This window comes from Mesorhizobium sp. B2-3-13 (assembly GCF_006442195.1).
Taxonomy (GTDB): domain Bacteria; phylum Pseudomonadota; class Alphaproteobacteria; order Rhizobiales; family Rhizobiaceae; genus Mesorhizobium; species Mesorhizobium salmacidum.
Genome location: NZ_VFVQ01000003.1, coordinates 210,657 through 230,594, shown reverse-complemented (window position 1 = coordinate 230,594; position 19,938 = coordinate 210,657). Strand labels below are relative to the sequence as shown.

General features: G+C 63.1%; 15 protein-coding genes. 11 read left to right on the top strand and 4 right to left on the bottom strand.

The annotated features are described in order from the left end of the window. The first annotated feature begins 84 nt into the window (after window positions 1-84). The 10 genes from FJ941_RS05740 to FJ941_RS05695 all read left to right on the top strand — a co-directional run bounded on the left by FJ941_RS05740 (window position 85) and on the right by FJ941_RS05695 (window position 12,672). A complete protein-coding gene (locus FJ941_RS05740; RefSeq protein ID WP_140503814.1) occupies window positions 85-1,785 on the top strand; it encodes a Na/Pi cotransporter family protein in 1,701 nt (566 codons plus the stop codon). A gap of 142 nt (window positions 1,786-1,927) precedes the next feature. After that, window positions 1,928-3,127, top strand: a complete 1,200-nt coding sequence (locus FJ941_RS05735; protein ID WP_140503812.1) for a 2-aminoethylphosphonate--pyruvate transaminase — start codon at window positions 1,928-1,930, stop codon at window positions 3,125-3,127. Window positions 3,128-3,152: 25 nt separating this feature from the next. Then, window positions 3,153-4,409, top strand: a complete 1,257-nt coding sequence (gene phnA / locus FJ941_RS05730; protein ID WP_140503811.1) for a phosphonoacetate hydrolase — start codon at window positions 3,153-3,155, stop codon at window positions 4,407-4,409. A 234-nt stretch (window positions 4,410-4,643) separates the two neighbouring features. Continuing rightward, window positions 4,644-6,101: a phosphonoacetaldehyde dehydrogenase gene (gene phnY, locus FJ941_RS05725; RefSeq protein ID WP_140503809.1), complete on the top strand. Its 1,458-nt coding sequence runs from the start codon at window positions 4,644-4,646 to the stop codon at window positions 6,099-6,101. 73 nt (window positions 6,102-6,174) lie between these two features. Continuing rightward, on the top strand, window positions 6,175-7,533 hold the full coding sequence (locus tag FJ941_RS05720) for an aspartate aminotransferase family protein (RefSeq protein WP_140503807.1): 1,359 nt from the start codon (window positions 6,175-6,177) through the stop codon (window positions 7,531-7,533). Window positions 7,534-7,535: 2 nt separating this feature from the next. Next, a complete protein-coding gene (locus FJ941_RS05715; RefSeq protein WP_140503805.1) occupies window positions 7,536-8,546 on the top strand; it encodes an NAD(P)-dependent oxidoreductase in 1,011 nt (336 codons plus the stop codon). A gap of 266 nt (window positions 8,547-8,812) precedes the next feature. After that, on the top strand, window positions 8,813-9,844 hold the full coding sequence (locus FJ941_RS05710; protein ID WP_140503803.1) for a 2-aminoethylphosphonate ABC transporter substrate-binding protein: 1,032 nt from the start codon (window positions 8,813-8,815) through the stop codon (window positions 9,842-9,844). 32 nt (window positions 9,845-9,876) lie between these two features. Beyond that, on the top strand, window positions 9,877-11,022 hold the full coding sequence (locus tag FJ941_RS05705) for an ATP-binding cassette domain-containing protein (protein ID WP_140503802.1): 1,146 nt from the start codon (window positions 9,877-9,879) through the stop codon (window positions 11,020-11,022). After that, the gene (locus FJ941_RS05700) at window positions 11,015-11,872 is read left to right on the top strand and encodes a 2-aminoethylphosphonate ABC transporter permease subunit (RefSeq protein ID WP_140503800.1); all 858 of its coding nucleotides are present in this window, start codon (window positions 11,015-11,017) and stop codon (window positions 11,870-11,872) included. Before FJ941_RS05705 ends, FJ941_RS05700 begins: the two co-directional genes overlap by 8 nt. 2 nt (window positions 11,873-11,874) lie before the next feature. After that, the gene (locus tag FJ941_RS05695; RefSeq protein ID WP_140503798.1) at window positions 11,875-12,672 is read left to right on the top strand and encodes an ABC transporter permease subunit; all 798 of its coding nucleotides are present in this window, start codon (window positions 11,875-11,877) and stop codon (window positions 12,670-12,672) included. 549 nt (window positions 12,673-13,221) lie between these two features. Here the strand turns inward: FJ941_RS05695 and FJ941_RS05690 are convergent. From FJ941_RS05690 to FJ941_RS05675, 4 genes are all read right to left on the bottom strand, one after another. After that, window positions 13,222-13,932: a GntR family transcriptional regulator gene (locus tag FJ941_RS05690; protein WP_140503966.1), complete on the bottom strand. Its 711-nt coding sequence runs from the start codon at window positions 13,930-13,932 to the stop codon at window positions 13,222-13,224. Window positions 13,933-14,088: 156 nt separating this feature from the next. Further along, window positions 14,089-15,564 carry an amidohydrolase family protein gene (locus tag FJ941_RS05685; RefSeq protein ID WP_140503797.1) on the bottom strand — a complete coding sequence of 492 codons (1,476 nt, stop codon included), beginning with the start codon at window positions 15,562-15,564 and terminating at the stop codon, window positions 14,089-14,091. Next, the gene (locus tag FJ941_RS05680) at window positions 15,554-16,750 is read right to left on the bottom strand and encodes an amidohydrolase (RefSeq protein WP_140503795.1); all 1,197 of its coding nucleotides are present in this window, start codon (window positions 16,748-16,750) and stop codon (window positions 15,554-15,556) included. The genes FJ941_RS05685 and FJ941_RS05680 overlap by 11 nt, the downstream gene beginning before the upstream one ends. A gap of 40 nt (window positions 16,751-16,790) precedes the next feature. Continuing rightward, complete coding sequence (locus FJ941_RS05675) at window positions 16,791-18,161, bottom strand: amidohydrolase family protein (RefSeq protein WP_140503793.1); 1,371 nt, start codon at window positions 18,159-18,161, stop codon at window positions 16,791-16,793. A 162-nt stretch (window positions 18,162-18,323) separates the two neighbouring features. On the opposite strand from FJ941_RS05675, the gene FJ941_RS05670 reads away from it, so the two are divergent. Beyond that, the gene (locus FJ941_RS05670) at window positions 18,324-19,895 is read left to right on the top strand and encodes an ABC transporter substrate-binding protein (protein WP_140503792.1); all 1,572 of its coding nucleotides are present in this window, start codon (window positions 18,324-18,326) and stop codon (window positions 19,893-19,895) included. Window positions 19,896-19,938: the final 43 nt, after the last annotated feature.

Sequence of the window (19,938 nt, the reverse complement as noted above, 5' to 3'; positions counted from 1 at the left end):
GAACGATTTGACTTATGTTCAGCCAAATCTAGCCTGAGTGAGGGTCGACGTCTTTGCCGGCCACGGACACCCGGAGGCGTAACCATGCAATTTTCCATCATCCTGCTGCATTTGGCGGGTGCTGTCATGCTGCTGCTTTGGGCCGTGCGCATGGTGCGCACGGGCGTCGAGCGGGCCTGCGGGCCTGCATTGCGCGATGCCCTGCGACAGGCTCGCGATGCGCGGGTCAGGTCGGCGGGGATTGGCATCGTGCTTGCCGTCCTGCTGCAGAGTTCCACCGCCGTCGCCGTGCTGGCGGCAGGGTTTGTCGCCAGCGGCATGGTGTCGGTGACCGCCGGGCTGGCGATCCTGCTTGGCGCCGACCTTGGTTCGGCGTTGGTCGTGCAGGTGCTGTCGTTCGACCTCAGCTGGTTGATACCGGCGCTAATCCTGGTCGGCGGCGCGATGTTCCTGAAGTTCGAGGCACGCAGCATCAAGCAAGGCGGACGCATCACGATGGGCATCGCCTTCGTGCTGTTGTCGCTGCACATGATCGGCGAGGCGACCGCGCCGATGCGGCAGAGCACATTGCTGCCCCTGGTGATCTCTTATCTGCGCGCCGACTATTTCACCGCCTTTGCCGCTGCCGCGCTGTTCACGTGGTTGATCCACTCCAGCGTGGCGGCAATCCTGCTGTTCGTCACGCTCGCCGCGCAGGGAGTCTTGCCAGTCGAGGTCGGTCTTTTCTTCATCCTCGGCGCCAATTGCGGCGGCGCGCTGATCGCCGTGTGGCTCACGCGAGGCGAGGCCGTCGAGGCGCGCCGCGTCCCGCTCGGCAATCTGATCTTCCGTGGCGCGGCAGCACTTGCCGCCCTGTTTGCGCTTCAGGCGGTGGTGTTTCCGACCCATCTGTTTGGTTCGACCGAAGGCCGGCAACTGGTCAATTTGCATCTCGCTTTCAATCTGGCACTCGTCGCCTGCTGCCTGCCTTTCACCGGCATGATGGAAAGGCTGGTGACCTTGCTGATCGCCGACAGACCGCCGGCAAAGGCACGCGCGGACCTCATGTCGCGCCGCAGCAGCGCGCTTGATCGTACCGTCATGCGCACGCCAGGTCTCGCGCTGGCCAGTGCCACCCGCGAGTTGCTGCGCATGGGCGAGGTCGTCGAGGTGATGCTGCGTCCGGTGATGGATTTCTTCGACGCCGGCACCGCCGATCAGATCCGCCAGGCGCAGAAGCTCGATGACGAGGTCAACCGCGCCCATACCGAGATCAAGCTCTACATCGCCGAGGTCAATCGCGGCAGCATGACCGCGACCGAAGCCCAGCGCGGTATCGAACTCACCGATTTCGCCATCAATCTCGAACGCGCCGGCGACATCGTCGCCAAGAACCTGCTCGTGCTCGCCCGGGAATTGCGCGACAAGAACCTGCGCTTTTCACGCGATGGCTGGAGCGAACTGTCCGGGCTTCATAACCGTGTCATGGCTAACATGCAGCTTGCGCTCAACGTGCTGGTGTCGAGCGATCTCGACTCGGCGCGGCAACTCGTCATCCAGAAGGAGCGGATGCGCAAGCTGGAACGCATGAGCCATGATCGTCACCTGAAGCGCCTGCAATCGGGAATGCCGCAGAGCATCGACACGAGCGACATCCATCTCGAGGCGGTCGGGGCATTGAAGGAAATCAACTCGCTGATGGCGTCGGTCGCCTATCCCCTGCTGACGCAAAGCGGCGATCTGCTCGAAAGCCGGCTGGCGAAGGGCGGCGGGGTTGCGGATGAGATGGCTTCCGCGGTGGCATGACAAGGCGGAACTGCTCGATGAAGCCGGCAAACTTATCCATCGTCCAAATCGATACATCGATACAAAATAACGATTTTACAAATATGTCATTCAGGCCGAAACTTAGGCCATATCAAAAAGCAGCGATCTGTCGGAGGACACCATGCTCGCCGAGACCAAATTTGCCGCCGAGCCGCTGGCCAGTCCGGCACTGGGCGAGCCCTATCTTCTGACCCCAGGCCCCCTGACCACGGCCTATTCGGTCAAGCAGGCCATGCTGCGCGACTGGGGATCATGGGACGGCGATTTTCGCGGCATGACCGCCGATATGCGCCGCCGCCTGCTGGCGCTGACCGGCGACACGACTGGCGATTTCGATTGCGTGCCGATGCAAGGCAGCGGCTCCTTTTGCGTCGAGGCGATGCTGGGTTCGTTCGTGCCCAGGGATGGCAAGGTGCTGGTCCTGGCCAACGGTGCCTACGGCCTGCGTGCCGCGCAGACCATGCAGTATCTTGGTCGCGCCTATATGCTGATCGACAAGGGCGACTATCTGCCGCCGCGCGGTGACGAGGTGGCGGCGGCTCTCGAGGCCGACCCGGCGATCACGCATGTCATCGCCATCCATTGCGAGACCAGTTCGGGCATCCTCAATCCGGTCGCCGAGATCGCCGAAGCCGTCCACGCCAAGGGCCGCAAGCTGCTCGTCGATTCCATGAGCGCCTTCGGCGCCGTCGCGCTTGATGTCAACGATATCCGCTACGAGGCGATGGTCTCCTCCGCCAACAAATGCATCGAGGGCGTGCCGGGCTTTGGCTTCATCCTCGCCCGCAAGAACGAATTGGAGGCCGCCAGGGGCCGCAGCCACTCGCTGTCGCTCGATGTCCATGCCCAGTGGGCGCACATGAACAAGACCGGCCAGTGGCGTTACACGCCGCCGACACATGTCGTTGCTGCCTTCCTCGAAGCGCTGCGCCAGCACGAGGCCGAGGGCGGCGTCGCCGGCCGAGGTGCTCGCTACACCAGGAACCGCGACGTGATGGTGGCCGGCATGCGCGACCTTGGCTTCGAGACCTTGTTGAAAGACCGCTGGCTGTCGCCGATCATCGTCACCTTCTTCAACCCGGCCCATGCCAATTTCGCCTTCGACCGCTTCTACGAGCTGATGAAGGACAAGGGCTTCATCATCTATCCGGGCAAGCTGACCGCCGTGGACTCCTTCCGCGTCGGCTGCATCGGCCAGATGGACGAACATGTCATGCGCCGCGTCGTCGGGGCGGCGGCCCAGTCACTGAAGGAAATGGGCGTAGACACGGCTGCCCCACCCGCCGCTGCAATCGCCGAGCGCGCCAAACTCGCCGCCTGAAGCGGCACTATTCAAGGGATTTTCGATGAACCAGATGTCTCCGATCAATGTCGCGGTCAACGGCCGCACCTACGCCTGGCCGCGTGTGCCGGCCATCGCCATCTGCCTTGACGGCTGCGAGCCGGCCTATCTCGACGAAGCTATTCATGCCGGGCTGATGCCGGCTCTGGTCAGGATCAAGGAAAAGGGCACGGTGCGCTTCGCCCACTCGGTCATTCCGAGCTTCACCAATCCCAACAATCTGTCGATCGCCACTGGTCGGCCGCCTTCAGTGCACGGCATCTGCGGCAACTATCTTTACGAGCGCGAGACCGGCAAGGAAGTGATGATGAACGACCCGCGCTTCCTGCGCGCGCCGACGATCTTCCAGGCTTTCTATGATGCCGGCGCCAAGGTCGCGGTGGTCACCGCCAAGGACAAGCTGCGCGCCTTGCTCGGCAAGGGATTGGCCTTCGACGAAGGCCGCGCGCTGTGTCTCTCGGCGGAAAAGTCGGACACCACGACTGTCGCAGAACACGGCATCGACAATGCCTCGAAGCACTTTGGCCTGCCGGTGCCCGAGGTCTATTCGGCCGAGCTGTCGGAATTCGTCTTCGCCGCTGGCGTCCAGTTGCTGAAGGAGTTCCGCCCCGACATCATGTACCTGACGACGACAGACTATGTGCAGCACAAATACGCGCCTGGCGTGCCGCAGGCCAACGCCTTCTATGAAATGTTCGACAAGTACCTGACCGAACTCGATGCGCTGGGCGCGGCGATCGTCGTCACCGCCGACCATGGCATGAAGCCCAAGCACAAGGCCGACGGTTCGCCCGACGTCGTCTATATCCAGGACCTTTTGGACGAGTGGTTGGGCAAGGACGCCGCCAGAGTCATCCTGCCGATCACCGACCCCTATGTTGTGCACCACGGCGCCCTCGGCTCGTTTGCCACCGCCTATCTTCCTGATGGCGCCGACCGGGCCGGCATCATGGCGCGGCTGGCCAAGATCGATGGCATTATGCTGGTCGTCGACAGCCCGACGGCTTGCGAGCGTTTCGAGCTACCGGCCGACCGCATCGGTGACATCGTGCTGATCTCGACGGAGAACAAGACCATTGGCACCAGCGAACACCGACATGATCTGGCGGCGCTCAACGAACCGCTGCGCTCGCATGGCGGGCTGACCGAGCAGGAGGTGCCGTTCATCGTCAACCGCGTGCTGCTGGATTTGCCGAACGAGCCGACGCTGCGCAATTTCGACGCGTTCCTCTACGCAACGATGGCAGCGGCGCAGGCTTGATGTCGAGCGCGATTGTCGACCCCCACTCCGCCGAGCTTCGCTCGGCACCTCTCCCCCGATCGACGGGGGAGAGGAAGGGCGCGCGGGTTGCCGATCTTGGCTTCCTTCCTCTCCCTCCGGAGAGGGGAGAGGTGGCGCCGCGCAGCGGCGACGGAGTGGGGGAAGCATCGCCAAGACGCGATGGTCGCGCCGACAAAAGTTCGATGTGGCTCACTAAGCACCGGGAAGACTCACATGACCAAGCTTGACCCTGCCATCAAAGTTCGTCATGAGCCGATGCGTATCGCCGGCAAGAAGGTCGATGCCGACGGCGTCGTCGAGGTGCGCTACCCCTGGAACGATACCGTTATCGGCACCGTGCCGGCGGGCCGCGCCGAGCATGCCCGCAAGGCGTTCGACATCGCCGCCGGCTATAAGTCGAAGCTGACGCGTTATGAGCGCCAGCAGATCCTGTTTCGCACCGCGCAAGCGCTGGCGTCGCGCCGGGAAGAGATCTCCGATCTGATCACGCTCGAACTCGGCATCTCCAAGACGGATTCGCTCTATGAAGTCGGCCGGGCCTATGACGTGTTCACGCTGTCGGCGCAGATGTGCATCCAGGATGATGGCCAGATTTTCTCCTGCGATCTCACACCGCATGGCAAGGCGCGCAAGATCTTCACCACCCGCGAGCCGCTGAGGGCGATCTCCGCGATCACGCCGTTCAACCATCCGCTCAACATGGTCTCGCACAAGGTGGCGCCGGCGATCGCCACCAACAATTGCGTGGTGGTGAAGCCGACCGAACTGACGCCGATGACTGCGCTGCTGCTGGCCGACATTCTTTATGAAGCCGGCCTGCCGCCGGAAATGCTTTCGGTGGTGACCGGCTGGCCGGTCGACATCGGCAACGAGATGATCACCAACGAGAATATCGACTTGATCACCTTCACCGGCGGCGTGCCGGTCGGCAAGATGATCGCCCGCACCGCCGGCTACAGGCGCCAGGTGCTGGAACTCGGCGGCAACGATCCGCTGATCATCCTCAACGATCTCTCCGATGACGATCTAGCCAAGGCCGCCGATCTCGCCGTCGCCGGTGCGACGAAGAATTCCGGCCAGCGCTGCACGGCGGTCAAGCGCATTCTCGTTCAGCAAAGCGTCGCCGACCGTTTCGTGCCGCTGGTGCTGGAGCGGGCGAAGAAGATCCGCTTCGGCGATCCGATGGACCGTTCGACCGATCTTGGCACCGTAGTCCACGAGAAGGCGGCGGCGTTGTTCGAAGCCCGCGTCCACATGGCCGCCGAGCAAGGTGCCGAGATCCTCTACAATCCCGGTCGCCAGGGTGCGCTGCTGCCGCCGATCGTCGTCGATCGCGTACCGCATAAGTCGGAACTGGTGATGGAAGAAACGTTTGGGCCGATCATCCCGATCGTGCGCGCGCCTGACAATGACGAGGCACTCATTGCGCTCTCCAACTCGACCGCCTTCGGCCTGTCATCGGGTGTCTGCACCAACTCGTTTCCACGCATGCAGAAATACATCGCCGGTCTGCAGGTCGGCACGGTCAATATCTGGGAAGTGCCGGGCTACCGCATCGAGATGTCGCCCTTTGGCGGCATCAAGGATTCAGGCAATGGCTACAAGGAAGGCGTCATCGAGGCGATGAAGAGCTATACCAATGTGAAGACGTTTTCGCTGCCCTGGTCCTGACCGGATCACACTGACTGGCAGGACAAAACGAGGGGGCGTTCCACGCTCCCTCATTCGCGTTTCGGAGAGCGTTATGGCCGCAATATCTGAGCTCGTGCATACCGAGGGTGATTCCAACACCACGGCGGCGCGCGGCCGCTGGGACGCCGGCCAGGATGATCTGCGTATCCGCGGCCTGCTCGACCGCGACGCTGCCGCCTTCATGCACCAGAGCCTGTCCAGTCCCTGCCTGTCGACGATCGCCAAAGCGGAAGGCATCTGGATCGAGGATACGGCCGGCCGGCGCTTCATGGATTTCCATGGCAACAGCGTGCATCATCTCGGCTACGGCCATCCGAGGCTGGTGGCCGCTATCAAGAAGCAGCTTGATGATCTCTGCTTCGCACCGCGCCGCTTCACCTGCGAGCCCGCTGTCGAGCTGGCCGAAAAGCTCGCGGAACTTGCTCCCGGCGATCTCGGCAAGGTGCTGTTCACGACAGGCGGCTCGGATGCCATCGAAGTGGCGCTGAAGATCGCGCGTGCCGCGACAGGCCGCTTCAAGACGGTGTCGTTCTGGGATGCGTTTCACGGCGCCGGTTTCGGCGCGGCAAGTGTCGGCGGCGAAGCGACTTTCCGTTCGCACATCGCCGGCCCAATGATGACCGGCACCGAGCATGTCGCGCCCTGGGACGGCTATCGCTGTCCCTACGGCCACGATTCGCTGGAAGCGTCGGGGACCGCCTGCGCCAACATGATTGCCTATGTGCTCGGCCGCGAGCAGGATGTGGCGGCGGTCGTCGCCGAGCCGATGCGGGCGACGCCCAATCCGCCGCCGCCCGGCTTCTGGAAGCGGGTGCGCGAAGCCTGCGACCGGCGCGGCACGCTGCTGATCTTCGACGAGATCCCGACCGGCCTCGGCAAGACCGGCAAATTCTTCGCGCACGAGCATGATGGCGTGACGCCCGACATCGTCGTGCTCGGCAAATCGCTGGGCGGCGGCATCCTGCCGATCGCCGCCGTCATTGCGCGGCGCGACCTCGACGTCACCGGCGGCTTCGCCATCGGTCACTACACCCACGAAAAGAACCCGGTGACGACGCGCGCCGCGCTGACCACGATCGACATCGTCCTTGAGGAAGGGCTGGTCGAGCGCGCGGCCGAGCTTGGCCAACATATGTTGGGACGCATGCAAGACCTGATGGCTCGCTCGGCCCATGTCGGCGATGTCAGGGGCAGGGGGCTGATGGTCGGCGTCGAACTGGTCGAGGATCGGGCCACGCGGCAGCCGGCGCGCGCGCTTGCCGAACGGGTCTTCTATGCCTGCCTGGAGCAGGGCCTGAGCTTCAAGATCAGCCAGGGTAACGTGCTGACGCTGTCGCCGCCGCTGGTCATTTCGAAGAGTGATCTCGACCGGGCGCTCGACATTGTCGAGCGCGCCGTGCTGGCGGCCTGACCATGAAGGCCGTGCGCACCGATCGGGAACTCGAATGCCCCGGGATTGACGCCGGTTTGCGGGCGCGCGGCGTGGAACTCGCGACACTGCCTGACGGCATTCCCGAAGACGATCTCATCAAGGCCGTCGCTGACACCGATCTTCTGCTCATGTGCTACACGCCGATTACGGCGCGGGTGATCGACGCCGCACCGAAATTGAAGGGCATCGTCAAATATGGCGTCGGCGTCGATGCCATCGACATCCCCGCCGCGATCCGGCGCGGCATTCCCGTCGTCAATGTGCCCGAATATGCCGAGGAGACCGTCGCCGAAGGCGCCTTCGCCCTGATGATCGCGCTTGCCAAGCGGCTGCCGGCCATCACGGCGGCAGTGTCGCGCGACGGCTGGGTCTGGCCCACGCAACACTGGCTCGGACGTGACATTTCCGGCGCCACGCTGGGGCTCGTCGGCTGCGGCAAGATCGGCCGCAGCATGGCACGCATGGCAGGCCAAGGGTTTCGCGCGCGGATTCTTGGTTTCGATCCTGGCGTCGATGCTGCGACGATGCACGCTGCCGGCATCGAGAAGGCCGACGATCTCCACACCATGCTGCGGACCTGCGACTTCGTTTCCATCCATTGTGTGCTGAACGACAAGACGCGTGGCCTGATCGGCAAGGCCGAACTCGCTTGCATGAAAACTTCCGCCGTCATCATCAACGTTTCTCGCGGCGCGCTGATCGATGAGGCGGCACTCGTCGAGGCGATCCTCGCCGGGCGCATAGCCGGCGCCGGGCTCGACGTCTATTCGGTCGAGCCTTTGGCGAAGTCCGGCCATCCGATGAGCGCATTGTTCGGTCGCGACAATGTGATCCTCTTTCCGCATCTCACATTTTTCACCGCGGAAGCGATGCGCCGGCTTGAAGAGGACACGCTCGCCCGCTGCTTCGAAATCCTCGACGGGCGTCCGGTGACAGTCCGCTCGTTCGATCCTCGTCTGCGGGCGCAGACGGCAGGCATTTTATTCTCCTGATTTCCATCACTTTTAACTTTCAGGGACCCTACCACGGGCCGGTTCCGCGAACTCGGAATGCCTCCACAACATGGATGCGACAGTTCCATGACAAATATCAGAGGAAGCTTGTCTGTCATAAAATAAATAGATTTTACTTATCGATTGCCGATCCCCAAAGTTGTCACAACGACGACATCCAATCGGCTCAACGTCCGCCAGAGATACGAAGCCGATCGGTCCTAGTGCATCGCAGAATGTGCCATCAATCAAAGGGGAACTGATCCATGAAATCGCGAAACGCAACCATCGCAATGACCTTCGCCGCGTCGCTTCTGGCGTCGTCGGCTCTCGTCGCACCGGCGTTCGCCGACGGCGTCGTCACTATCTATTCCGCCGACGGCCTGCATGATGGCAATGGCAGCTGGTATGAGACCGAATTCGCTGCCTTTACCAAGGCCACCGGCATCACCGTGCAGTATATCGAGGCCGGTTCGGGCGGCGTCGTCGAGCGCGTCGCCAAGGAAAAGTCGAACCCGCAGGCCGATGTGCTGGTGACCTTGCCGCCCTTCGTCCAGCGCGCTGCCGCCGACGGCCTGCTGCAGGATTACAAGCCGCAAGGCGCCGACCAGATCGACGGCGGCACCGACAAGTACCGGCCGCTGGTCAACAACTACATGAACTTCATCTACAACAGCGCCGCGCTCCCGGAAGCGCCGAAGAGCTACGACGATCTGCTCGCCCCGAAATTCAAGGGCAAGATCCAGTATTCGACGCCCGGCCAGGCCGGCGACGGCACCGCCGTGATGCTGCAGATCATCCACGCCTTCGGCGGTGAGGATGCGGGCTTCGCGTTCATGAAGAAGCTTCAGGAAAACAATGTCGGCCCGTCCGCCTCGACCGGCAAGCTGACCGCGCTCGTCAACAAGGGCGAATTGCACATCGCCAATGGCGACCTGCAGATGAACATGTCGCAGATGGCAGACAATCCGAACATCAAGGTGTTCTGGCCCGCAGGGCCGGACGGCACCCGTTCGACCTTCGCGCTGCCCTATGAGATCGGCCTGGTGACCGGCGCTCCCAACGGCGACAACGGCAAGAAGCTGATCGACTTCCTGCTCTCCAAGGATGCGCAGTCGACGGTGAGCTCCGTTGCTATCGGCCTGCCGGCCCGCAAGGACGTGACGCCGAACGACGCCAACTTCGCGAAATTGCAGGACGCGATGAAGGGCCTGACCATCTGGTCGCCGAACTGGAATGACGCGCTGGCCAAGCTTCCCGACTACGTCAAGAAGTGGAACGAAGCGACCGGAAGTTGATCCCCAAGGGAACCAGTCGGGAGAACAACGCCATGTCGGCCGTCGCCTTCACGGGTACCAGTGTTATGGATATCGACGCCGCGAAGGTTCGCGGCGCCGGTTCCAACGTCCACTTCGACAAAGTCAGCGTCGCCTATGGCGCGCTTATCGTGCTGCATCCGCTGACCCTGGACATCGCACCGGGCGAGATCCTGGCGATGATCGGCCCTTCCGGCTCCGGCAAGACCACTGCCTTGCGGGCCGTGGCGGGTTTCGTGCGGCCTGCAAGCGGCCGCATCCGCATCGGTGCCACCGACGTCACCGACCTGCCGCCTTACGAGCGTGGTCTCGGCATGGTGGTGCAGAACTATGCGCTGTTTCCGCATATGCGGGTCGAGGACAACGTTGCCTTCGGCCTCAGGGCACAAGGCGCCGACAAGGCGCTGATCGCCGAGCGGGTCAAGGATGCACTCGGCACCGTCGGCATGTCTGCCTTTGCCAGGCGCTATCCGCGCGAGCTTTCGGGCGGCCAGCAGCAGCGTGTGGCGATTGCACGGGCACTGGCGGTGCGGCCGCGCGTGCTCCTGCTCGACGAACCGCTCTCGGCGCTCGACGCGCAGATCCGCCGCAACATGGTCGAGGAAATCGCCCGCCTGCACCGCAGCCTGCCGGGCCTGACGATCCTCTACGTCACCCACGACCAGACCGAGGCGCTGACCCTTGCCGACAAGATCGCCATCATGCGCGACGGCAGGGTCTGTTCGCACGGACCGACGACGGAACTCTACCGCCGTCCGCCAAATCGCTTTACCGCCGAGTTCCTCGGCCGCGCCAACCTTCTGCCGGTGACGGTTGAAGAGCCTGTCGGGTCGAAAGGCTTTGCCACGGCAAGGCATGGCGATGCCGTGCTCACCGGCGCCGGTCGCGACGAGAAGGCCGGCGACAAGAGCCTGCTCTGCATCAGGCCGCAGCATCTCAGCCTGACGGCCGACGCCGAGCACACCAACCGCATCGTCGGCACACTCAGGGAAGTGCACTGGCAGGGCGAACTCACCCACCTCGTGCTCGATGTCGACGGCACGCCGGTGCGCGTCTCGGCAACGAAACTACCCATGGCATTGCCGGAACCCGGCGCCAGGGTGCCGCTGTTTTTCGCACCGGCCGATACGTCGCTGCTTCCGGAAGATTCCGGTGTCTGACGCCGTCGCAATTGGCGTGCCGGCGATCAGGAGAGAGCCCGGCAAATTCTGGATCGTGCCGCCGGCGGCCCTGCTGGCCCTGCTGTTCTTCTATCCGCTGGCGCTGATTGCCCGGCAGGCCTTTCTGGATGACGGCGGTGTCGCCAATGCCACCGAGATTTTTCGCGTGCTGCATTCGCGCTTCTTCCTCAACGCGCTGATCAACACGGTGACGATCTCGGTCACGGCCACGGCCGGATGCCTGGTGGTCGGCCTCGTGCTGGCACTGATCCTGGCCTTCGTGCCGTTCCCCGGCAGCGGCTTCATCGCGCGGCTGATCGACACCTTCATCGCGCTGCCAACCTTCCTGGTGACGCTTGCCTTCACCTTCCTCTACGGCTCCGCCGGCATGCTCAACACCGGGCTGATGGAGGCCTTCTCGCTGCCGTTGCCGCCGGTCGATTTCCTCTATTCGACTTGGGGCGTGGTGCTGGCCGAAGTCACCGTCTACACGCCGTTCATCCTGCGGCCGCTCCTCGCCACCTTCTCGCTGGTCGATCGTGGCCAGATCGAAGCGGCAAGTGTGTTGGGCGCCAGGCCTTTCCGCATCGTCCGTCAAGTCATCCTGCCGGCCGCGGTGCCCGCGCTCATCGCCGGCGGCAGCCTCTGTCTGCTGCTCACCGTCAACGAATTCGGCATCGTGTTGTTCATCGGCGCCAAGGGCGTCATCACGCTGCCGCTGCTGATCTACGGCAAGGCGATCCAGGAATCGGCCTATCAGGTCGCCTGCATCATCGCCGTGGTCAACATCGCGCTGTCGCTCGGCCTGTTCGGCCTATACCGCTTCGCCGCCGGCCGGCTGGGGGTCTAGTCATGCTGGTCTGGTCGCGCCTTGGTCGGATCGTGCTGTGGATGCTCTTCGCGCTGATCTTCGGCGTGCTGTTCCTGGCGCCGCTGGCGGTCATTCTTTTGTCCAGTCTCGCCGACCAATGGAACGGTGTGCTGCCCAATGGCTTGACGACGGAGCACTACGCCGACGTCGTCAAGGGCGCGGCCTGGAATTCGGTCAAGGCCAGCCTCATCACCGGCTTCCTGGCCAGCGCCCTGGCGCTGGTCAGCGGCACCTGGGCGGCCCTTTCGCTTCGCCTTCATGCGCATGCCTTAAAGCGGCTGCTTGGCCTGTTGTTCTTTGTCCCCAGCGCGGTGCCTTCGGTATCCGTCGGGCTTGGCCTGCTGGTTGCGTTCAGCCATCCGCCGCTTCTGTTCAACGGCACGGTAGCGATCGTCATGATCGCGCATTTCGTGCTGATTTCGGCTTTCACTTTCGGCAATGTCTCGGCCGGGCTGGCACGGCTTTCGCCCGATTTCGAACAGGTGGCGTCGAGCCTTGGCGCCAGGCCGGCCTACCGGCTCTGGCATGTCACGCTGCCGCTGCTCGCTCCCTATCTGGTCGCCGCCTTCGGCTTAAGCTTCGCACTCTCCATGGGTGAGCTTGGCGCGACCGTGATGGTCTATCCGCCAGGCTGGGTGACGCTGCCGGTGGCGATCTTCAGTCTGACCGACCGCGGTGACATCTTCAACGGAGCGGCGCTCACCATGATCCTGGTCGCCGCAACGCTGATACTACTGCTTGGTCTCGAACGAGTTACCACGAAGTCGGTTGGCAGGTAGGTCGCGTGGAATGCTCGAGCTTGCGGAATATCCTTAGAGCGAGCGGAGGATTTGCTCGAAGGCTTGGCCGAAGCACTGGCCACTGCGTAGAGTGCCTTCGGCCAAGTGGCCAGCCGACCTCGCCCGCCTCAGGCCGCAATCACCTCAACATCCAATTCGTCGGCAATCGCGTTGACGATCCGACGCAGTTCGCGGCCAAAGCTTCCGTAGCCGGTGAGGCGATCTCGGAAGCGCGGGAAGGCAGCCCAACCTGGCGCCGGGCCAGCGGATCCTTGAGCGCGACGAAAGGTAGGTCGCGCTACGAGGCTGGCAGTGAAAGCCGCGGCAGCACCGGTGGGTACATTCGCAGGTACGGTCTTGTTCGCTGGTTGAACTGGTGGCCAACAGCAACTGGCAACGCGGAATAACGCTGTGCCATCAGCGAATTCTGCGGCCAGGATGTGCTTGCCAGCTTCGCCGCGCCGAGACGGAGCGTCTCCAAGGTTCGGCGCTGATGGTATTTACGCAAAACAACCACGATACGCCGTGCAGCCGGGCCCATCCAATACCTCACAGGCCTTCCTCCCGTGCGTAGGCGGCGAGGAGATCGGGAAAATCATTTCCTGGATTGGCCTTCAGCAGCGCGCGCGTGGTGATTGCATCGATATGATGCTCCATGAGGGCAATCGCCTTGTTCCGATCAGCCTGCGCGAGCGCGGCGATGATCTCACGATGTTCCGAGACGGCGCAATCGGCCGAATGCGGCCGTCCGTAAAGCGACAGAATGAGCGACGAGCGTGATACGAGTTCCGTGACATAGCGCACCAACAGATCGTTTTCCGTCAGCATGGCGAGGAGCACGTGAAATTCTCCGGCCAGTCGAACCGATGCCGCGGTGCTGTTGGCTTTTGCTGCATCTTCCGCGGCGACATGGGCTTCGAGTTGCCCGATCGTCTGCGGTGTAAGCTTGCCGATCAGCGTATCGATCGCCAGAGCCTCCAACGCACGCCGCACCGCAAAGATGTTGCGGCCGTCGTCAAGGCTTGGCTCGGCCACGCAGGCTCCCTTGTGCGGACGCAATTCAACCAGGCCCTCGCCGTTCAGCCTTGCCAATGCCTGCCTGACGATGGTGCGGCTGACACCCAACCGTTCGCCAATCGAATCCTCGGGAAGTTTGGTTCCCGCCGTCAGCGCCTGATCGAGTATTGCGCGTTTCAAGGTGCGATAGACCGCATCGGATTTGGACCCGGCAGATTTCTGGTTACGTATCGTCAGTGTCATGGCCGATCCTGAGTTCATGTCCAAGCGCGCACGAAGAAAAGCATTCGCAAAGCAAGAGTTTAGAAAAGTTGCCAGCCCGCCGTCGAGGTCATAAGGCCGCCGGCCTGCATGCCGGCAAATCATTTCCAATTGCCGGCAGGTGTTTGTGTAAGACTCTCATGCCACGAATGTCCGATAGCTGGGTGGAAAAATCTCCGCAATGCCGGGATGTTGCCAGGTGCGTTGCGGATAGCGATGTAGAAGGCGCTCGAATTGGGCCTGCGCACGGCCGTGGGCCGTTTCGAAATCGAAGCCGGCGATCGTTCCGGCGCTCATCACCGTGCGGCCGTCGATGATGACAGTGTGCACGTCGCGCCCGCTCGCGGATGTCATGAGGCAGGCAATCGGATCGACCACTTGGCCCAGGTGATTGCCGGACAGGTCGAACACGACGATATCGGCGGCTGCCCCCTCCTGCAGGCGCCCGAGATCGGGCCTCCCAAGCGCATCGGCGCCGCCGGTTGTCGCGGCGTCATAGAGGTCGGCTGATTTCGGCGTTTCGAAATTGCCGGCCATGATCCGGCCGAGCATCAGGCCAAGCTGCATGTTCAAGACCATGTCTGGCGGCCAGGTATCCGTGCCCATGCCGATGCGCAAACCCTGGCTGCGGAGCCGCGCGAAATTGTCGAGCGCCGCGCCATGCCGCGCCATCACCAGCGGACAATGGACCAATGTCGCGCCGGAGTTGGCGATGATACAGAGATCGTCGTCGGTGGCATGGGTCCCATGCGGCAGCAACGCCCTGTCATCGAGAAAGCCGATGTCCTGAAGCCAGCGGACCGATGTCGTGCCGAACCGGCCACGCATCGTCTCGACCTCGAACGAAGACTGGCAGCAGTGGAGGCGGACAGGCACGTCGAGATCGCGCGCTGCATCGGCGGTCCGGCGCAACAGGCCGGGGGTCCAGAATTCCACCCGGTCCGGCGCGAGCATCGTGCGCACCAGCCCGCAAAACCGGCTCTCATGCTCCTCGCAGAAGGCAATGGCCTGCTTCAGGCCTGCCAAGCCGCGCGCTTCATTTACCTCGACGACGATGCTGCCATCCGCTTCGACGACGGAATGGCCGGCGCGAAAGGCTGGCCCGAGATAGACGCGAAGCCCCAATTCCGCGGCGCTTTGCGCGGCGGAGACGAATTCGTCCGGTGTTTCGTTCCAGGCGCGATAGAACAGCGATGCGATCGGCAAAGCGGTGGTGATGCCGTTGCGGATCAATTGCGCGAAGGCATAGCGTCTCTGAAAGGCCAGTTCGTCGGGGTCCAGCATTTCGACCGGCCCGGCTTCCACATAGTCGCGCGGCCAGACGCGGCCCTTCTTCCAACCGGGTTGATGGTCGAGGCCGAGCACGCCGGTATCCAGGTCTGAAAGCGCGTCGAGGTCGATGAACCCCGGACCGATCAGAGCCATGCCATGATCGATCCGCCGCTCTACCGGCCCGGCATAATGATGGCCGACGAAGAGGATCGTGCCGTGCTCATGGACGATCTCGCCGTTTTCATAGAGGACATGGCGTCCGTCACGGTGGCCGACAACCCAGCGCGCGGTGAGCAGGGTAGGACCATCGTCGCGCCGGTTCGTCTGATGGCTATGCGGCATCAGGCAGGTCTCCGGCCAGGACACCGTCGCGCACAAGCACGCGCCCGCCATGGATAACCGTGCGCTTTTGCGGGGTGAGGGCGACGGCTTCGGCAAGGGTCCGCGCGCCAACCAGCACGACATCGCCATGGCACCCGGGCGAAAGCCCATAGTCGGTCAGGCCGATGCCCTCGGCGCCGCCGAAGGTGCAGATGCGCGCCATCTCCTCCAGGTCGGCATCGTTGGTCATGCCGTTGCGCTGCGCCAGATATTTGGCCCGCTCCAGCATGTCGCCATTGCCCCATGGCTCCCAGGTGCCCTGTATCCCGTCGGAGCCGGACGCGACGACGAGACCGGATTGGCGCAATATGCGCAGCGGCACCGCCGGCGCGGACGGGCTGCCGACGGTCATGACGGCGATGTCTTGAGCGACGAGCGCGTCGACCTGCGCGTGCCGCCTCTGTGTATCCAGCATGCCGAGGCAATAGGCATGGCTCACCATGACGCGGCCCTGGAGGGACAGCGCCCGGGTGCGTTCGACGATCAGTTCGAGGCAGAAGGCGCCTAACTCTCCCGGCTCGTGCAAATGAATGTCGATCGGCTTGCCGTACCGATCGGCGAGCGCGAAAATCGCGTCGAGATGGCGCACTGGGTCCCGCTCGATCGTCGCCGGGTCGATGCCGCCGACGATGTCGGCACCCGCCTTCAGCGCACTCTCCATCAGCGCCAGCGTGCCTTCGCGTCCGAGCATGCCGCTTTGCGGGAAGGCGACGATCTGCACGTCGACCAGCCCTTTGAAGGCTTCCCGCGTTGCCACGACGCCCTCGATGTTGGCGATGCCGATTTCCGTGTCGACGTCGACATGGCTGCGGATATGCGTGACGCCGAAAGCCAGCGTCTGCAGGATCTGGCGCGCTGACTGCCTGCGCCCGTCGATGCCGAGTTCCCGCTTGGCCGTCCGGTCGGCGAGGATCCTGTCGTTGCGGGTGGGGCCGACACGATTGTGAAACCAGTCCATGCCGACAAGCGTCTTGTCGAGATGCGTATGCGCCTCGACCAAGCCGGGCAGGGCGATGTGCCCGCGCCCATCGATCTCGTGTGCCGCTTTCCCGCCGGTTGCTTGCGCGAACCGGCCGTCGCGAATGTAGAGATCGGTCACGGCGCCGCCCAGTGGCCTGACATTGCGAATGAGAAGGTCTTCAGTCATCTGGGTCTCCCCCTGTTTCCGGTCCCGGCTTGCCACGGGCCTATGCCAGCCCGGCGCGGTTCATCATCAGATGGAAAGCCCTTTCGGCGCGATCCAGAATGGCATCCTCATCACGGTCGACGAGCTTGCGTGCGCGCATCAGGATGCGGCCGTCGACAATCGTCGTATCCACGTCCGCACCGTTGGCGAAGCGTGCTAGCCTTTGCACGGGATGCGCCGGTGGCCACAGATGCGGCTGGCGCATATTGACCAGGATGATGTCAGCGCGCTTGCCCAGCTCCAGCGAGCCGATCTCGCTTTCCATCGACAAAGCGCGCGCGCCTTCGATGGTCGCCATCTCCAGCAGCTGCATCGGCGGCAGGACTGCGTCGTCCCTGAAATGCCGGGCATGGTAGCGGTGCGCCTGGAACATGTTGCGGAACATGTCGAAGGAGCGGTCGGGTGCCGACGCGTCCGTGCCGAGCGATACGGTGACGCCGTCCTCCATCAGTTCTATCGCCGGGCAGCGGCCGGAGACCGACATCAGCGCACTTGGATTGTGCGCCACCTTGGCGCCGGTGTCTTTCAGCGCGGCAATGTCGGCTTCGGTCAGTTCGACGCAATGCGCCAGCAGCGAATGTCCATCGAACAGCCCGAGCCGCTCCGCATTAGCGGCGATAGACCCTCCGCGATGCCCGTCCTGTATGAGCAGCATACCCTTTTCCCGAGAAAAGTCGCGCACTTTGCGCGATAGATTGTATACTGCCGGATCTTCGAGCTCGCGTGCGGTGAAAACCGGAAGGGTAATCGCGAGCCGCAAACGACCGTTGCGGTCCTGCCAGTCGTCGACAAGTCTGGCGCACACGGCCAACTGGGCCTCCGGCGAAACGGAGATGTCCGCACAGGGGCTTCGTGAGTAGTCGCGATAGACGTGGGCCGCGCCCGGCCGGTTCGGACCGACACCGAGTATCTCGCGCACGCCCATCCCGGCGACGGCGGCCAGATGCGCCTGAGCCGCCTCGGGCGCCTCGGTGCGCATAATATCCGGCCCGCCGCCAAACAGCAGCGCGGCGGTGGTCGTGCCGCATTTTATGCGCTCAAGCGCTGATAATGCGCCTTCCGCAGCCCAGAATTCGCTGTCGGTTGCCTCGGCATAGATACGCCCGGCCGTATTCATCCATGCTTCCGAATCGTCTCCCAGGCCCTTGGTCAACATGTGGCCCGCATGGGCGTGTGTGTCGACGAGACCCGGCATCACCACCATGCCGGAGGCGTCGATGCGGGTTGCATTCGGGCTTGGCGCGGGCGGCGCGGCGTCGCCGATGGCAGCGATCCGGTCGTCCTCCACCAGGACATGACCCTTCGAGAAAATCCTGCGCCCTGCGTCCATGGTGACGATCACGCCGTTTTCTATGAGCAGAGACTTGACCATCGGTATTCCCCATTCCGGAACGGTGTTTCAGTGCTTTTGCACATGCGAAAGCGAAATCGAAGATGGCAGGCTTGATATTGTGCACAAGATATGTACGGTAGCAACGGGAATAATCGTATCCAATTGAAATGTGAATTGGTATACAAGAAATGGGAGAAACGTGTGAAGAAGTGTGTCAAGGCCCTCCTGGCGGGGCTCGCGATGGTCATGTCGGTAACGGCGCCGTCGCTTGCGCAGACATTGCGCTGGTCGTCGGCGGGCGACGTCATCTCGTATGATCCGAACGCCCAGGTCGACAGCTTTACCCAAAGCGTGCAGAACATGGTGTTCGACGCGCTGGTGCGGCGCAACAAGGATATGGCCATCGAACCGGCGCTCGCGACCTCCTGGGAGACCGTCTCGCCGACCCGCTGGCGCTTCCATCTGCGGCAGGGCGTCAAGTTCCACGAAGGCCAGCCCTTCAATGCCGACGACGTGGTCGCAACCATCCAGCGCCAGATCGATCCGGGGGCGCGCAACAAGGAAAACCTCTCCGCTGTCACCGGCGTCGAGAAGATCGATGACTACACGGTCGACATGACCTTACGCGGACCCTATCCGCTGCTGCTGAACGATCTGGTTGCCATATACATGATGAGCAAGCCGTGGATGGAGGAGCACAACGCCCTCAAGCCCGGCAATGCTTCGACCGGCGTCGTTACCTATGCCAGCAATCATGCCAACGGAACGGGTGCCTTCAAGCTGGTCAGCTACGAGCCGGATTCGCGCTCCGTCTTCGCCGTGAACAAGGATTGGTGGGACAAGCCCCAGCACAATCTGACGGGCGTTGAATTCCGTCCGATCGCGTCGGCCGCCACGCGCGTCGCCGCGCTGCTTTCGGGAGAGTTGGACATGATCGCCCCGATTCCGCTGCAGGATATCGACCGCGTCAGCAACACCCCCGGCCTGAAGGTGGTCGAGAACCCGTCCCTGCGCGAAATCTTTCTCGGCTTCAGCTTCCGGCCCGAACTTCATGCCGAGCCCGGCAAGCCCAATCCGCTGCTGAACCTGAAGGTGCGCCAGGCGCTTTGGCATGCGGTCGACCTGAGCACGATCCAGAAGCGTCTGATGCGCGGAAAGTCCCGCACGTCAGGCATGCTGGTCGCGCCGGAGGTCACCGGTTACGACAAGTCGATCGACGTGCCCCTGGACTATGATGTCGCCAAGGCGAAATCGCTGCTGGCGGAGGCCGGCTATCCCGATGGCTTCAAGGTCGGGCTGGCCTGTTCCAACGACCGCTACATCGCCGACGAACAGATATGTCTGGCGATCGCTTCGATGTGGGCCAAGATCGGCGTGCAGGCCGACGTTCATGTCGAAAGCAAGACAACCTATTTTCCACGCATGGATAAGGGCGATCTCGACATCTACATGCTGGGCTGGGCTTCCCTGCCGCCGATGGACGGCTACAGCGTGCTGCAGGCCTTGCTGGCGACCAATGACGGCAATTTCGGCGGCAGTAATCCTAATGGCCTTTCCAATGCCAAGATCGACGAACTGGCCCGTTCGGCTTCGACCGAACTCGATGAGGCCAAGCGCGTCGAGATGCTGAAGGAAGCCTTCAAGATCACGCATGACGAAGCCCTCTATCTGCCGCTGCATCAGCAGCCGGTGGCCTGGGCGATGAGCGACAAGGTCGACATGCCGCAATTCCCCGACGAATACGTGCGTCCCTGGTTCGCGCATATGAAATAGCTGCTGAAACCACGCCGCCGGTGTGTGCCCACGAAAGCGAAGC